The following is a 13,408-nucleotide window of genomic DNA, read 5'->3' on the forward strand; positions in this document are numbered from 1 at the left end:
TGGTGAAGTCCCGTCTCTCGTACGTCAGTTGGCCGCGCTGCCGGCGAGCCCGGCGAGGTACTCGCGGCGCTGGTCGGAGGTCAGGTGGCAGGCGGACCCGCGTCCGTCGGTGATCTCCAGGAGCGGACGCTCCGACGAGCAGCGCCCGTCCTCGACCTTGTCGGCGAAGGCGCACCGCGGGTGGAAGCGGCAGCCCGACGGCGGGTTGAGCAGCGACGGCGGCGAGCCCGGGATCGGGTTCAGCGGCACGTCGACCGGGTGATCCAGGCTCGGCATGGAGCCCAGCAGACCCCAGGTGTAGGGGTGCCGCGGGTTGCGCAGCACCTCCTTCTTGGTGCCGCGCTCCACGCACCGGCCGCCGTACATCACCAGGACGTCGTCCGCGATGTCGGCGATGACCCCGAGGTCGTGCGTGATGAAGATGATCGAGGTGCCGAACTCCCGCTGGAGGTCCTTGAGCAGGTCCATGATCTGGGCCTGCACGGTGACGTCGAGGGCCGTGGTCGGCTCGTCGGCGATCAGCAGCTCCGGGTCGCAGACCAGCGCCATCGCGATCATGGCGCGCTGGCGCATACCGCCGGAGAACTGGTGCGGGTAGTCGTCCACCCGGACGTCGGGCTGCGGGATGCCCACCCGGGTGAGCATCTCGATCGCCCGCGCCCGCGCCTGCTGCTTGGAGCAGCCGGTGTGCTTGCGGTACGTCTCGCCGATCTGCCGGCCGATGGTGTGGTACGGCGACAGCGACGTCAGGGCGTCCTGGAAGATCATGGCCATCTTGTTGCCGCGCAGCTTGGCCAGGGTCCTCTCCGAGGCGCCGTTCAGCTCCTCGCCGTCCAGGCGGATGGAGCCCTCGACCGTGGTGCTGTCGGGGTTGTGCAGGCCCAGGATGGTCAGGTTGGTGACCGACTTGCCGGACCCCGACTCACCCACGATGCCCAGCGTCTTGCCGCGTTCGAGGTCGAAGGACAGGCCGTCGACGGCCTTGACGATGCCGTCCTCGGTCGAGAAGTGCACCTTCAGGTCCTTGATGGACAGGAAGGGCTGCTGATCGGTGCTCGTCACGGGGACGCTCCAGAGGGGGGTGATGCGGGGTAGCAGGTGGGGGCGGGGCGGGTCAGGCGAGCCGGATCCGCGGGTCGATCGTCGCGTACACGGCGTCGACCACGATGTTGGAGACCACGACGAAGGCAGCGGTGAGCACCATGACGCCGAGCAGCATGGGCAGGTCACTGGTGGACACGGACTTCACGGCGAGCAGGCCGATGCCCTGGATGCTGAAGGTCTTCTCGGTGATCATCGCGCCGCCGAGCAGGACGCCCAGGTCGATGCCGAAGATGGTGACGATCGGGCCCATGGCGCCGCGCCAGGCGAACCGGAAGAACACGCTCGAGCCGTTGAGGCCCTTGGCCCGGGCCGTGCGGACGTAGTCCTCGTTGAGCTGCTCCACCATCTGGGAGCGCGTCATACGGGTGTAGTTCGCGGTGAAGATCAGTGCCAGGACCAGCCAGGGCAGCAGCAGTCCGCTGAACCACCCGCCCGGGTTCTCCGTGAACTCGGTGTACGACGGCTGTTCCAGGATGTGCGTCTGATAGACGAGGACGTAGAGCGCCAGCGTGCCCACGAAGTAGATCTGCATGGAGGAGGCGACCAGCGAGGCGCTGCTGGCGATCTTGTCGACTGCCTTGCCCTGCTTCAGGGCGGCCAGCATGCCCATGCCGACACCGAAGATCAGGAAGACCACCGAGGCGCCGATGGCCAGGGAGAACGTCGCCGGGAACCGGTCCAGGATGGTCTCCAGGACGGGCTCGCGGTTGACGAAGGAGTAGCCCAGGCACGGGGCGTCGCAGCTCCCGAAGGAGGCGAAGTCGCGGCCCACGAAGATGCCCGAAAGCCAGTGCCAGTACTGCACCGGGAGCGAGTCGGTGATCCCCATGTTGTGGCGGATCAACTCCAGCGTCTCCGGGGTGCACAGCTTGCCGCAGGCCAGCCGGGCGGGGTCGCGTGGCACCGCGTAGAAGAGCATGAACGTGACCGCGCTGATGATCAACAGCGTGACCGCGGCGCCGAGGAGCCGGCGGGCGAGGAAGCGAAGCATGGGGGTTGGCTTTCCTGGGAGGGCCGTCGTGCGGATCGGGCCTGGCCGGGGTGACCGGGGGCCGCGGTGGACGAGCCGAGGGCGGGGCGGCACGGGGCCGCCCCACCTCTCAGGGATGGATCAGGACTTGACGTACAGCTTGTAGAGCATGCAGCCGTCGAAGTTCGGGTCCATCTTCACGTTGCCGAGCTTGGAGCCGTGCAGGTAGATACGGCGCATGTAGACGTCGGGGATGAACGCGCCGGTCTCGGTGACCTGCTTGTCCAGGGCCGCCCACATCTTGTTGGCCTTGTCCTGGTCCGTCTCGGCCGTGGCCGCCTTGATGGCCGCGTCGATCTTCGGGTCCTTCAGGTGCGAGTAGTTCTGGCCCTGGTCGACGACGTTGGCGCTGTCGAACAGCGGCTGGAACACGGAGTAGCCGGTCGGCCAGTCGGAGGACCAGCCACCCCAGTACACGTCGTACGGGTTGTCCAGCTTGCCGATCTGGTCGTACCAGGTGGTGGAGTCGATGCCCTTGGTGACGACCTCGAAGCCGGCCTGCTTCAGGGCGTTCTCGACGACGACCTTGATCTTGGCGTTGACCTCGTCCTGCATGTACGCGTAGACGACCTTGTAACCGGACTTGCCGGCCTTCTCCAGGACCTTCTTCGCGGCCTTCGGGTCGCCCGCGGGGTTGGCGAGCTTGCCCCACACGTCCTGCGACTCGTAACCCGCGACCAGCGGGCTCATGATGCCGGTCGCGTAGTCACCGCGCGACTCGCCGCCCTGGAGCTGGCGGATCTGGGCGGTCGGCCATGCCCTGATGAGGGCCTCGCGGACGGCCTTGTCCTTGACCCGGGAGGTGTTGATCCAGTAGCAGCTGACGCCGTTGCCGAGCGTCTCGAAGACGCGGTCCTTGGCCTCGGCCTTCGCCTTCTGGACGCGCTCCTGCGGGATGGTGCGCCAGGAGACGGCGTACTGGTCCTTGCCGGAGTCGGCCAGCAGACGGTCGGCCGCGTTCAGCGGCTCGATGCCGAAGGTGAACTCGAAGCGGTCCGGGTAGGCGTTGCGGATCGGGTCGGTCTTCGGGTCCCAGTGCTCGTTGCGGACCATGACCATCGACTTGTCGGTGGTGTGCGACTCGACGCGGTAGGGACCGTTGGAGAAGGGCTTCTTGTCGTACTTCTCCTTGGTGTCCTTCTTCACCGGGGTCGGCGCGTAGGAGTGCATCGCGAGCACGTAGTTGAAGTCGGGACGTGCCTCGGAGAGGTGGAAGGTGATCGTCTTCCCGCTGGTCTCGATCGACTTCAGGTGCTTGCCGCCGTACGGGCCCGGGTAGGACTTGCGGTACTCCGCGGAGCCGGTCAGCCAGGTCTGGACGTAGAAGGCGCCCTCGGTGACGAAGTTGGCGAAGCAGCGCTCGATGCCGTGGCGGACGTCATCGACGGTGACGTCGGAGCCGTCCTCCCACTTGATGCCGTCCTTCAGGGTGAAGGTCCAGGTCTTGCCGTTGTCCTTCATGGTGCCCGTGTCGGTGGCGAGGTCGCCGACCAGGGTCATGGAGCCGTCGTCGGCGACCTTGTAACCGGTCAGGGTGCGGGAGAGGACGATCGCCGCGAGCGAGTTCCAGGCGTAGTAGATGCGCTGCGGGTCCAGGTGCGAGAAGTCGTCGTCGTTCAGCAGGTAGACGGTGCCGCCCTTCTTCGCGCCGGAGACCTCCGGGGCCGGGCCCGTGGAGTCGGCGGCGGTGCCGATCTTGACCACGGTCGCGTCGGCCTTGGCGGCGTTCGCCTTGCCACCGGCGCCGGCGTTGTTCGTGGTGTCGCCGCCGCTGCACGCGGACAGCACGGAGCTGGACGCGGCCACGACACCGGTGGCTATGAGGAAGTTCCTGCGCGAGAAGGACATCGCAACCTGCCTTCGAGAATGAGAGTGGTGAGGGAAGCCCGGCACCCCGGCGTCTTTGCCGTGGTCCTGAAGAGGGCCGGGGTCAGCGCTTGGTCTTCGGGTCGAGCGCGTCGCGGACCGAGTCGCCGAGAAGGTTGAACGCCAGGACGAAGATCACCATCGCCAGGCCCGGGAAGAGCAGGTAGGTGATGTCTTCCTGGTAGACCTGGGCGGCCCGGCCGATCATGACGCCCCAGTCCGGGGTCGGGTCCTGGATGCCGACGCCGAGGAAGGCGAGGCCGGCTTCCGTGGTGACCATCAACGGCAGGTTGAGAGTCGCCTGGATGAGGATCGGCGTCCACAGGTTGGGAAGCAGTTCCTTGAAGATGATGCGCGCCGGGGACGCCCCCGTGACCTTGGCCGCCTCGACGAACTCGCGCTCGCGCAGGGCCAGCACCTGGCCGCGCAGCAGACGGGCGATGGAGGCCCAGCCGAAGGCGGTGAGCAGGCCGATGAGGCAGGCCACCGTCAGCCAGGTCGGGGTGTTCTCCTCGGGCGACACGAACAGGGCGAGCACCACGGGGGTGAAGGCCACGAAGAACAGCTGGGAGGGGAACGACAGCAGGGTGTCGATGACCCGGCCGATGAACCAGTCCGTCTTGCCGCCCAGGTAACCCGCCGTGACGCCGAGCGTGACACCGATGAGCACGACGAGCAGCGTGATGGCGGCGGAGATCAGCAGGGAGTTGCGGATCGCGTAGAGCAGGAAGGTGAAGACGTCGCGCCCGAGGCCCGGCTCGATGCCGAACCAGAACTCGCTGCTGATGCCGCCGTTGGGGAGCACGGGGTAGCCGTTGTCGCCCAGCAGGCCGTACTGGTTCAGGCCGTACGTCGTGTACGGGTCCTTCCCGTACAGCTTGGCGATCAGCGGCGCGCACAGGGCGATCACGAAGAAGAAGATCACGATGCAGGCGGATATGACGCCCGTGCGGTCGCGCTTGAAGCGACGCCACGCCAGCTGACCGGGGGAGCGGCTCTCGTTGGGTTTCGGGGCGGGAGAAGTGGTCGACTTCTCGACGCTCTCGTCGGTCACCTCAAGCGGGGCAGCCGCGGATGGAGTTGGGGGGGTCATGGTGCTCCTGGCCCAAGGGAGGGTCTGAGTGACTCCGCAGGGCGCTCCCCTACGGGCTACGCGGGACTTTTTCAACGTAATTCATTCAAGGTCAACAAATTCTGGTCCGGCTTGGGTTTCTCTTTACCTTCTTTGCCGTCGGTTGATCATTCCGTAGCTACGCGGGTAGCGCTTCCGTGATCAACCCGTGTCTTACATGGGGCCAATCCGGTGAAACGGGCGATGTGTTCGATATACGGACGCCAGGGTGTCGAAATGCGTACATCCCGGCGTCACTTTTCAACGGTTCGGCATCGGATCCCGTCGATCTGTTGCGCGGATTTCGAAGATCCACGTCAGCGGCCGGCCGGTCCGGGGGTGAGATCCCCCCAAAGGGCCGAGTGCGTGTGCGCTGTGCGCGGTACGGGTCGATATTTGCCGATAACGACGAGGCATTTCCCGACAACGCATCAGCTCGGTCCGGGCACCGGCCGGCTGGGTCTGAGGAGGCACACCATGCGCGGAGCCACGCACGCCAAGTGGGTCGCATGCGCGGCGGCGGCCGCCCTCGCGGCGACCGCCTGCGGGGGCGGCGGCAATGGTGCGGGCGGCGCGGTGCTCAGCTCCTCCTGGGGTGACCCGCAGAACCCGCTGGAGCCGGCCAACACCAACGAGGTGCAGGGCGGCAAGGTGCTCGACATGGTCTTCCGCGGGCTCAAGCGGTACGACCCGGAGACCGGCGAGGCCGAGGACATGCTCGCCGAGAGGATCGAGACCACCGACCAGCAGCACTTCACCATCACCGTCAAGGACGGCTGGACCTTCAGCAATGGCGAGAAAGTGACGGCCAAGTCCTTCGTCGACGCCTGGAACTACGGCGCGAGCCTGAGGAACAACCAGCGCAACGCGTACTTCTTCAGCTACATCCAGGGGTACGACAAGGTCCACCCCGACAAGGGCGAGCAGAGCGCCGACACCCTCTCCGGCCTGAAGGTCACCGGTGAGCGCACCTTCACCGTCGCCCTCACCCAGAAGTGGTCCACCTTCCCCGACACCCTCGGCTACAACGCCTACGCCCCGCTGCCCCGCGTCTTCTTCGACGATCACGACGCCTGGCTGGCCAAACCCGTGGGGAACGGCCCGTACACCGTGCAGTCGTACACCCGGGGCTCCCAGATGTCCCTGCGTGCGTGGGAGGAGTACCCCGGCCCGGACAAGGCGCGGAACGGCGGTGTCGACCTCAAGGTCTACACCGACAACAACACCGCCTACACCGACCTCATGGCCGGCAACCTCGACCTGGCCGACGACGTCCCCGCCGCCCAGCTCCGCAACGTCAGAAGCGACCTCGGCGACCGCTACCTCAACACCCCCGCCGGCATCCTCCAGACCCTGGCCTTCCCGTACTACGACGAGAACTGGGGCAAAGACGGCATCGAGAAGGTCCGCAAGGGCCTGTCCATGGCCATCGACCGCGAGCAGATCACCGAGACGATCTTCCAGAAGACCCGCACCCCCGCCACCGACTGGACCTCCCCGGTGCTGGGCGAGGACGGCGGCTACAAGGCGGGGCTGTGCGGAGAGGCCTGCGAGTACAAGCCTGACGAGGCGAAGAAGCTCATCCAGGAGGCCGGCGGGCTCCCCGGCGGCCAGGTCAGGATCGGCTACAACGCGGACACCGGCTCCCACAAGGACTGGGTCGACGCGGTCTGCAACTCCATCAACAACGCCCTCGACAACGACCGGGCCTGCGTCGGCAACCCCGTCGGCACCTTCGCCGACTTCCGCAAGCAGATCACCGAGAACAAGATGACCGGGCCGTTCCGGGCCGGCTGGCAGATGGACTACCCGCTCATCCAGAACTTCCTCCAGCCGCTGTACTACACCAACGGCTCCTCCAACGACGGCAAGTGGTCCAACGCCGAGTTCGACAGACTCGTCGACGAGGCCAACGCCGAGGACGACACCGCCAGGGCCGTCGAGAAGTTCCAGCAGGCGGAGGAGGTCGTCCGGGACAACATGGCAGCCATCCCGCTCTGGTACCAGAACGGCAGCGCCAGCTACTCGGAGCGGCTGTCCGACGTCAAGCTCAACCCGTTCAGCGTCCCGGTGTACGACCAGATCAAGGTCGGCTGAGGCGGCGCCATGGGACGGTACGTCGTCCGGCGGCTGCTCCAGATGATCCCGGTCTTCGTCGGGGCCACGCTGCTGATCTTCCTCATGGTGAACGTGATGGGCGACCCCATCGCGGGCCTGTGCGGCGACCGGCGGTGCGACCCGGCCACGGCCGCCCAGCTCAGGAAGGAGTTCGGCCTCGACAAGCCGGTGTGGCAGCAATACCTGACCTACATGGGCAACGTCTTCACCGGCGACTTCGGCACCGCCTTCAACGGCCAGCCGGTCACCGAGCTGATGGGTTCCGCCTTCCCGGTCACCATCCGGCTCACCATCGTGGCGATCCTCTTCGAGATCGTCATCGGCGTCACCCTCGGCGTCGTCACCGGCCTGCGCCGCGGCCGCCCCGTCGACACCACCGTCCTGCTGGTCACCCTCGTCGTCATCTCCGTCCCCACCTTCGTCACCGGCCTGCTGCTCCAGCTGCTGCTCGGCGTCGAGTGGGCCTGGATCAAACCCTCGGTGTCCCCGGAGGCCGGCTTCGGCGAGCTGATCGTCCCCGGCCTGGTCCTCGCCTCCGTCTCCCTCGCCTACGTCACCCGGCTGACCCGCACCTCCCTCGCCGAGAACAAGCGCTCCGACTACGTCCGCACCGCGATCGCCAAGGGCCTGCCCCGGCACCGGGTGGTCACCCGGCACCTGCTGCGCAACTCCCTCATCCCGGTCGTCACCTTCATCGGCACCGACGTGGGCGCGCTGATGGGCGGCGCGATCGTCACCGAGCGGATCTTCAACATCCACGGCGTCGGCTACCAGCTCTACCAGGGCATCCTCCGCCAGAACACCCAGACCGTGGTCGGCTTCGTCACCGTCCTGGTCCTGGTCTTCCTGGTCGCCAACCTCCTCGTCGACCTCCTGTACGCCGTACTCGACCCGAGGATCCGCTATGCCTGACGAGCCCTACGAGCCCGAGCGCGCCATGGCCGGCACCGGCATGGGCGGCCAGATGGACCTCGCGGCGAGCGAGGCGGTGACCCTGGAGAAGCCGCTCCGCGGCCCGGACGGCGCGGGCGGCCCCGCCGGCAAGCCCCGCTCCCTGTGGTCCGACGCCTGGCACGACCTGCGCCGCAACCCCGTCTTCATCGTCTCCGGGCTGGTCATCCTCTTCCTGGCCGTGATCTCCCTGTGGCCGTCCCTGATCGCCTCCGGCAACCCCCTGCACTGCGATCTCGCCAAGGCACAGGAGGGTTCCGGGCCCGGCCACCCCTTCGGCTTCAACGGCCAGGGCTGCGACGTGTACACCCGCACCGTCTACGGCGCCCGCACCTCCGTCGCGGTCGGCGTCTGCGCGACGCTCGGGGTGGCGGTCCTGGGCAGCGTGCTGGGCGGGCTCGCCGGGTTCTTCGGCGGCGTGTGGGACTCGATCCTCTCCCGCGTCACCGACGTCTTCTTCGCCATCCCGGTCGTCCTCGGCGGCCTGGTCCTGCTCTCCGTGGTCACCAGCAACAGCATCTGGCCGGTCATCGGCTTCATGGTGCTGCTGGGCTGGCCGCAGATCTCCCGGATCGCCCGCGGCTCGGTCATCACCGCCAAGCAGAACGACTACGTCCAGGCGGCCCGCGCCCTCGGCGCCTCCAACTCCCGGATGCTGCTGCGGCACATCGCGCCCAACGCCGTCGCCCCGGTGATCGTCGTCGCGACCATCGCGCTCGGCACCTACATCGCCCTGGAGGCCACCCTGTCCTACCTCGGCGTCGGCCTGAAGCCGCCCAGCGTCTCCTGGGGCATCGACATCTCCGCCGCCTCCCCGTACATCCGCAACGCCCCCCACGCCCTCCTCTGGCCCTCCGGCGCCCTCGCGCTCACCGTCCTGGCCTTCATCATGCTCGGCGACGCGGTACGCGACGCCCTCGACCCGAAGCTGAGGTGAGACGTGCTCCTCGAAGTGCGCGACCTGCACGTGGAGTTCCGCACCCGGGACGGGATCGCCCGGGCCGTCAACGGCGTCACCTACCGCGTGGACGCGGGGGAGACCCTGGCCGTGCTCGGCGAGTCGGGCTCCGGCAAGTCCGTCACCGCGCAGGCCGTCATGGGCATCCTCGACATGCCGCCGGGCCGGATCACCGGCGGCGAGATCCTCTTCCAGGGCCGGGACCTGCTGAAGCTGAAGGAGGCCGAGCGGCGCGAGGTGCGCGGCGCCGGGATGGCGATGATCTTCCAGGACGCGCTGTCCTCGCTGAACCCGGTGCTGACCGTGGGCGACCAGCTGGGCGAGATGTTCGTCGTCCACCGCGGCATGTCGAAGAAGGACGCCCGCGCCAAGGCCGTGGAGCTGATGGACCGGGTGCGCATCCCGGCGGCCAGGGAGCGGGTGCGGCAGTACCCGCACCAGTTCTCCGGCGGCATGCGCCAGCGCATCATGATCGCCATGGCGATGGCCCTGGAGCCGGCCCTGATCATCGCCGACGAACCGACGACGGCACTGGACGTGACGGTCCAGGCCCAGGTCATGGACCTGCTCGCGGAACTCCGGCGCGAGTTCCACATGGGCCTGATCCTCATCACCCACGACCTCGGGGTGGTCGCGGACGTGGCGGACCGGATCGCCGTCATGTACGCGGGGAAGATCGTCGAGTCGGCCCCGGTCCATGACCTCTACAAGGCCCCCGCCCACCCCTACACCCGCGGCCTGCTCGACTCCATCCCGCGCCTGGACCAGAAGGGCCAGGAGCTGTACGCCATCAAGGGCCTGCCGCCCAGCCTGCTGGACATCCCGTCCGGGTGCCCCTTCCACCCCCGCTGCCCGATGGTCCAGGACGTGTGCCGCACCGACGTGCCACCCCTCTACGCGGTGGACGAGGAGCGGGGCAGCGCCTGCCACTTCTGGAGGGAGTGCCTGCATGGCTGAGCCGATCCTGGAAGTGCGCGGGCTGGTCAAGCACTACCCGCTGACGCGGGGGGTCCTGTTCAAGAAGCAGGTCGGCGCCGTCAAGGCTGTCGACGGGGTGGACTTCACCCTGGACCGGGGCGAGACCCTGGGCATCGTCGGCGAGTCCGGCTGCGGCAAGTCGACGGTCGCCAAGATGCTGGTCAGCCTGGAGCGGCCGACATCCGGGGAGATCCGGTACAAGGGCGAGGACGTCACCCGGCTCTCCGGCCGCGCCCTGCGGGCCGTACGCCGCAACATCCAGATGGTCTTCCAGGACCCGTACACCTCGCTCAACCCCCGGATGACGGTGGGCGACATCATCGGCGAGCCCTTCGACATCCACCCCGAGGTGGCTCCCAAGGGCGACCGTCGGCGCAGGGTCCGGGAACTCCTGGACGTCGTCGGCCTGAACCCCGAGTACGTCAACCGCTACCCGCACCAGTTCTCCGGCGGCCAGCGCCAGCGCATCGGCATCGCCCGCGGCCTGGCCCTGCGCCCCGAGATCATCGTGGCGGACGAACCGGTCTCGGCCCTGGACGTCTCGGTCCAGGCCCAGGTCATCAACCTGATGGAACGCCTCCAGAACGAGTTCGACCTGTCCTGCGTCTTCATCGCCCACGACCTGTCGATCGTCCGGCACATCTCCGACCGCGTCGGGGTCATGTACCTGGGCCGGATCGTCGAGACCGGCCGCGACGCCGAGATCTACGACCACCCCACCCACCCCTACACCCAGGCCCTGCTCTCCGCCGTGCCCGTGCCCGACCCCGAGGCCCGCGAGCACCGCGAGCGCATCATCCTGTACGGCGACGTCCCGTCCCCCATGAACATCCCGTCCGGCTGCCGTTTCCGCACCCGCTGCTGGAAGGCCCGCGAACGCTGCGCCCTGGAGGTCCCGGCCCTGGCTGTCCCCGAGGCCTTCCACCGCACCACGGGCCCCGCCGCCCACCCCAGCGCCTGCCACTTCGCGGAGGAGAAGCACGTCGTCCCGTCGGACCGGCCGGAGTAACACAGTGGCAACTCGCCCGACCCTGTTCCGATATACGGACGCGCCAGGCTGAACACCGTACGGCCGTGCGGGTGCCGTGAACGGGCCGGGATGCGCCATGTCATCCCGGCCCGTTGCCCGTTCTACGCCAGGCCCAGGGACCGCTTGAGGAAGTCCACCTGGAGCAGCAGCAGGTTCTCGGCGACCTGCTCCTGGGGGGTCATGTGGGTGACGCCGGACAGGGGCAGGACCTCGTGCGGGCGGCCGGCGGCGAGGAGGGCCGAGGACAGGCGCAGGGCGTGCGCGAAGACCACGTTGTCGTCGGCCGTGCCGTGCACGATCATCAGCGGCCGGTGCGGCTCGGCGGGGGCGGACAGGCCCTCGTCGGTCACCAGGGAGCTGTGCGCGTACGCCTGCGGTGAGACGGCCGGGTCGCCCAGGTAGCGCTCGGTGTAGTGGGTGTCGTAGAGGCGCCAGTCCGTCACCGGTGCCCCCGCGACGCCCGCGTGGAAGACGTCCGGGCGGCGCAGGACCGCGAGTGCCGCGAGCCAGCCGCCGTAGGACCAGCCACGGATGGCCACCCGGCTCAAATCCAGCGGGTGATTCCGAGCCAAATCCTGGAGTGCCTCGATCTGGTCGTCGAGGGACCTCGTGAAGTCCTGGTGGATCGCCTTCTCCCAGCCGGGCGAGCGGCCCGGCGTGCCCCGCCCGTCCGCGACCACCACGGCGAAGCCCTGGTCGGCGAACCACTGCGAGGTCAGATGGGCGTTGTGGGCGGCGACGACGCGCGGGCCATGGGGGCCGCCGTAGGGGTCGAGGAGCACCGGCAGGGGCGTGTCACCGGGGTAGTCCCGTGGCATAAGCAGGGCGCACGGAATTCGTCGTGCGCCCCCCTCGGTGAGCGTGACGCGCGGGGACATACCGGGGTCTTCGGCGTACGACGGGATGATGGCCGCTTGCTTCCCCTCCCGCAGCACCCGCACCACCGCCCCCGGCCGCTCCAGGGTCGCCGACACCAGGACGGTCACGTCGCCGGACCGCACCGCCGAGTGCACCCCGGGCTCCTCCGACAGGCGCTCGACGCCCAGCTCGTTGACCCGGTAGACATGCACCTCACCGGTCTCCGGCCGTTCCGCTTCCGCGCCGGCGGAGGCCGAGACGAGCACGTCGCCGGGCGAGACGTCGAGCACCGCACGGATGTGCAAGTGCGCCCCCGTCAGAGGTCGTTCGCCCACTGCCAGCACGCGTGCGCCGCCCTCGTCGGCGATCCGCACCAGCTGCCCGGAGGGCGACCAGCACGGCACTCCAGGGAAAAGATCCAGCCAAATCGGATCTTCGTCGGCGTGCACCATCCGGGTCGCCCCGGTGTCCGGGTCCACGGCCAGGTACAGCTGGCTGCGCTGATCCCGAGCCTGGACGAGAAGCAGCGGCGCACCCGCCGCTGACCAGTGCACACGCGCCAGATACGGGTAGCGCGCCCGGTCCCAGACGACCTCCGTGCGGGTCCCGCCGAGGTCGACGACGAACAGCCGGACGTCCGCGTTCGGCGTCCCGGCTGCCGGATAAGGGACGTGTTGTGGGTCACGTTTCGGCTGCGCAGGATCGGAGATCCACCATCGCTCCACCGGCGTGTCGTCCACCCGCGCCATCAGCAGCCGGTCCGACTCCGGCGACCAGCAGAAGCCGCGCGAACGCCCCATCTCCTCGGCCGCGACGAACTCGGCCAGGCCGTAGGTCACCCCGTCCGATTCCGGTTCCGCGAGCGCCCGGTCACCCTCGCCCTCGGCGCCGACCACCCGCAGCGCACCCCCCGCCACGTAGGCCACCAGCCGGCCGTCGGGGGAGGGGCGCGGGTCGATCACCGGCCCGGGGACGGCGAGTTCACGCGCCGTACCGGCCCGCAGCTCGGCCGTGAAAAGCCGCCCTGACAAGGCGAAAGAGGCCAACTCGACCGCTGTGTCGGTGGCGTAGCCGACGATGCCGGCCCCGCCCTCCCGGCTGCGCTCGCGGCGCGCCCGCTCCTCGGGCGACAGGTCCTCCGCGGCACCGCCCAGCAGCACACCCGGGTCGGCGGCCACCCGCTCGGTGCCGTCCGCCAGGTCGAGCACCCACAGCGCGTTCGCCCGGTCCGTACCGGTACTCGAGCGCAGGAACACGACACGCGACGCGTCGGGCGCCACGCTGAACGAACGCGGCGCGCCGAGCGTGAACCGCTGGGTCCGCGCGTGCCGCCGGGGGAAGGAATCAGGCTCGGTCGTCATGCCCTGACCATATTGGCCATGCGCCCCCTTGTGCGGCTGTGCG

The 13,408-nt window shown here is 68.7% G+C and carries 10 protein-coding genes; 5 read left to right on the forward strand and 5 right to left on the reverse strand.

Translation table 11 applies throughout. From position 1 onward, the window contains the following. Positions 1–24 precede the first annotated feature (24 nt). The 4 genes from VE614_RS04435 to VE614_RS04450 form a co-directional block, all read right to left on the reverse strand. Entirely contained in the window at positions 25–1,062 is a 1,038-nt protein-coding gene (locus VE614_RS04435; protein WP_324932280.1) for an ABC transporter ATP-binding protein, read from the reverse strand. Positions 1,063–1,114: 52 nt separating this feature from the next. Continuing rightward, entirely contained in the window at positions 1,115–2,095 is a 981-nt protein-coding gene (locus VE614_RS04440; RefSeq protein WP_324932283.1) for an ABC transporter permease, read from the reverse strand. A 120-nt stretch (positions 2,096–2,215) separates the two neighbouring features. Beyond that, complete coding sequence (locus VE614_RS04445; RefSeq protein ID WP_324932287.1) at positions 2,216–3,982, reverse strand: ABC transporter substrate-binding protein; 1,767 nt, start codon at positions 3,980–3,982, stop codon at positions 2,216–2,218. Positions 3,983–4,064: 82 nt separating this feature from the next. Beyond that, positions 4,065–5,093, reverse strand: coding sequence for an ABC transporter permease (locus VE614_RS04450; protein ID WP_324932290.1), 1,029 nt, complete (start codon positions 5,091–5,093; stop codon positions 4,065–4,067). Between the two features lie 495 nt (positions 5,094–5,588). On the opposite strand from VE614_RS04450, the gene VE614_RS04455 reads away from it, so the two are divergent. Genes VE614_RS04455 through VE614_RS04475 form a run of 5 tightly spaced genes read left to right on the forward strand, consistent with a single transcriptional unit; the run spans position 5,589 to position 11,125 of the window. Continuing rightward, positions 5,589–7,208 (forward strand): ABC transporter substrate-binding protein, encoded by a 1,620-nt coding sequence (locus VE614_RS04455; protein WP_324932293.1) that lies wholly within the window; start codon positions 5,589–5,591, stop codon positions 7,206–7,208. Between the two features lie 9 nt (positions 7,209–7,217). After that, the gene (locus VE614_RS04460; protein WP_324932296.1) at positions 7,218–8,141 is read left to right on the forward strand and encodes an ABC transporter permease; all 924 of its coding nucleotides are present in this window, start codon (positions 7,218–7,220) and stop codon (positions 8,139–8,141) included. Then, positions 8,134–9,117: an ABC transporter permease gene (locus VE614_RS04465; protein WP_324932299.1), complete on the forward strand. Its 984-nt coding sequence runs from the start codon at positions 8,134–8,136 to the stop codon at positions 9,115–9,117. Before VE614_RS04460 ends, VE614_RS04465 begins: the two co-directional genes overlap by 8 nt. A 3-nt stretch (positions 9,118–9,120) precedes the next feature. Beyond that, the gene (locus VE614_RS04470; protein ID WP_324932302.1) at positions 9,121–10,095 is read left to right on the forward strand and encodes an ABC transporter ATP-binding protein; all 975 of its coding nucleotides are present in this window, start codon (positions 9,121–9,123) and stop codon (positions 10,093–10,095) included. Continuing rightward, positions 10,088–11,125, forward strand: coding sequence for a dipeptide ABC transporter ATP-binding protein (locus tag VE614_RS04475; protein ID WP_324932305.1), 1,038 nt, complete (start codon positions 10,088–10,090; stop codon positions 11,123–11,125). The genes VE614_RS04470 and VE614_RS04475 overlap by 8 nt, the downstream gene beginning before the upstream one ends. Before the next feature lie 122 nt (positions 11,126–11,247). On the opposite strand, the gene VE614_RS04480 is transcribed toward VE614_RS04475, so the two are convergent. Next, a complete protein-coding gene (locus tag VE614_RS04480; protein WP_324932308.1) occupies positions 11,248–13,365 on the reverse strand; it encodes a S9 family peptidase in 2,118 nt (705 codons plus the stop codon). Positions 13,366–13,408 lie beyond the last annotated feature (43 nt).

It is taken from the genome of Streptomyces sp. (genome assembly GCF_035645055.1).
GTDB lineage: Bacteria > Actinomycetota > Actinomycetes > Streptomycetales > Streptomycetaceae > Streptomyces.

Bases quoted from the DNA above. Each gene is read 5' to 3' on its own strand.
- VE614_RS04460 (WP_324932296.1), top strand. From the start codon at position 7,218: ATGGGACGGTACGTCGTCCGGCGGCTGCTCCAGATGATCCCGGTCTTC.
- VE614_RS04475 (WP_324932305.1), top strand. From the start codon at position 10,088: ATGGCTGAGCCGATCCTGGAAGTGCGCGGGCTGGTCAAGCACTACCCG.
- VE614_RS04440 (WP_324932283.1), bottom strand. From the start codon at position 2,095: ATGCTTCGCTTCCTCGCCCGCCGGCTCCTCGGCGCCGCGGTCACGCTG.
- VE614_RS04445 (WP_324932287.1), bottom strand. From the start codon at position 3,982: ATGTCCTTCTCGCGCAGGAACTTCCTCATAGCCACCGGTGTCGTGGCC.
- VE614_RS04455 (WP_324932293.1), top strand. From the start codon at position 5,589: ATGCGCGGAGCCACGCACGCCAAGTGGGTCGCATGCGCGGCGGCGGCC.
- VE614_RS04450 (WP_324932290.1), bottom strand. From the start codon at position 5,093: ATGACCCCCCCAACTCCATCCGCGGCTGCCCCGCTTGAGGTGACCGAC.
- VE614_RS04480 (WP_324932308.1), bottom strand. From the start codon at position 13,365: ATGACGACCGAGCCTGATTCCTTCCCCCGGCGGCACGCGCGGACCCAG.
- VE614_RS04465 (WP_324932299.1), top strand. From the start codon at position 8,134: ATGCCTGACGAGCCCTACGAGCCCGAGCGCGCCATGGCCGGCACCGGC.